Source organism: Pseudomonas rhodesiae (assembly GCF_007858255.1).
Taxonomy (GTDB): Bacteria; Pseudomonadota; Gammaproteobacteria; order Pseudomonadales; family Pseudomonadaceae; genus Aquipseudomonas; species Aquipseudomonas rhodesiae.
In genome coordinates, this window is the sequence record NZ_VFEU01000065.1 from 1 (window position 1) to 1556 (window position 1556).

The 1556-nt window shown below is 54.2% G+C and carries 2 protein-coding genes and 1 pseudogene; all 3 read left to right on the forward strand.

Going from position 1 to position 1556, the window contains the following annotated elements; genetic code table 11:
• Positions 1 to 129 precede the first annotated feature (129 nt).
• Positions 130 to 639: a DsbE family thiol:disulfide interchange protein gene (locus tag FIV35_RS29420; protein WP_255260239.1), complete on the forward strand. Its 510-nt coding sequence runs from the start codon at positions 130 to 132 to the stop codon at positions 637 to 639.
• Positions 636 to 1109: a cytochrome c-type biogenesis protein gene (locus FIV35_RS29425; RefSeq protein ID WP_012080655.1), complete on the forward strand. Its 474-nt coding sequence runs from the start codon at positions 636 to 638 to the stop codon at positions 1107 to 1109. Before FIV35_RS29420 ends, FIV35_RS29425 begins: the two co-directional genes overlap by 4 nt.
• Positions 1102 to 1428 (forward strand): annotated as a pseudogene (gene ccmI / locus FIV35_RS29430) (c-type cytochrome biogenesis protein CcmI); the annotation flags it as partial. The gene FIV35_RS29425 and the pseudogene ccmI, both read left to right, overlap by 8 nt.
• Positions 1429 to 1556 lie beyond the last annotated feature (128 nt).

A 1556-nucleotide genomic window follows, 5' to 3' on the forward strand; every position in this document is an offset into this window, starting at 1 on the left:
ATCATTTCCATACTGATCACCCTGTGTTCTCCTGCTCAAAAATTGAGCAGAAGCAGTTGAACACCTGGGTCAGTTTTCAGTCGGCAGAACAGCCTCTACTGGGTCAGTTTTCGGTCAGCGGCAACACCGCTGGTGCTTTTTCTTGGCATGGCAGCATTTCTCTGTAAAGGGTTGTACCTCGATCCCTCGGCGTTGCCCTCAGCGTTGATTGACAAGCCGTTCCCCAATTTCTCCCTGCAATCCGTGCAAGACAATAGGTCCCTGACCCGTGCCGATTTGCTGGGCAAACCGGCGCTGGTAAACGTTTGGGGTACCTGGTGCGTCGCTTGTCGGGCAGAACACCCAGTGCTGAACAAACTGGCCCAGCAGGGGGTGGTGATTCATGGAGTCAATTACAAAGACGTTAATTTCGATGCTCTGAACTGGCTGAAGGATTTTCACGACCCTTATCAGCTGAATATTCGCGATGAAGCCGGCAGCCTCGGATTGAATCTGGGCGTGTACGGCGCGCCGGAAACCTTCCTGGTCGACAGTAAGGGCATCATTCGCTACAAGCACGTCGGCGTTATAGATGAGACGGTGTGGCGTGAACAGCTTGCAGATCTTTATCAAGGTCTGGTGCAGGAGGGCACGCAATGAGCCGGTTTCTATGTGGAACTCTCTTAGTGTTGTGTTCCGCTAGTGCCGCCCAAGCTGCCATCGATGCTTACGCGTTCAAGGATGAGGTCGAACGCGCCCGGTACACCGAGTTGACCCGGGAACTGCGTTGTCCGAAATGTCAGAACCAGGATATCGCAGACTCCAATGCCCCCATCGCCGCCGATCTGCGAAAAGAGATCTTTCGCATGCTCGATGAAGGTCAGAGTAATCAGCAGATCATCGACTTCATGGTCGATCGCTATGGCGAATTCGTGCGCTACAAACCTGAGCTGAACAGCCACACCTGGTTGCTCTGGTTTGGGCCTGGCGGTTTGTTGTTGGGCGGTGTGTGGGTGATTTACTTGATCGTTGCACGTCATCGTGGTCGGCATGGCGATGATGTTGAGGTGTTTTCTGACCAAGAGCGTCAACGGCTCCTCCTCCTATTGGGTAAAGAATCTAATGATTGATTTCTGGCTATGGGTCGGCCTGCTGTTGCTGGTTGCCCTCAGTTTCGTGCTAATCCCTGTGTTGTTTGTACGTCGTGCCCAAAGCGAAGAAGATCGCACCGCTTTTTACGTGGCGCTGTATCAGGAACGCCTGGCGGAGCTACAGCTTCAGCAAGGGGACGGAGTGATGTCTCCTGCGCAAAAAAACAGTGCCCGCTCTGAGGCGGACCGCGAATTGCTGGCGGACACCGAAGGAGCTGGCCTCGAACGTTTTTCGACTACAGGCAAGCCGCTACCAGTATTCGTGGCTTTCTTGATACCGGCGCTGGGGCTCGCGCTGTAGGGGTTTGGGGAGCAATGGAACCAAAAACCAACGTAAGCCCTACCAACGCTTTTCGGTGTCTTCTTCCCAGGCGCCCATCTCGACAAAACAGTTGCGCATGTCGGCCTCCTGGCTGATCTCGGTCA

Coding starts and splice junctions, on each gene's coding strand:
- FIV35_RS29425 (WP_012080655.1), top strand. CDS start 636: ATGAGCCGGTTTCTATGTGGAACTCTCTTAGTGTTGTGTTCCGCTAGT.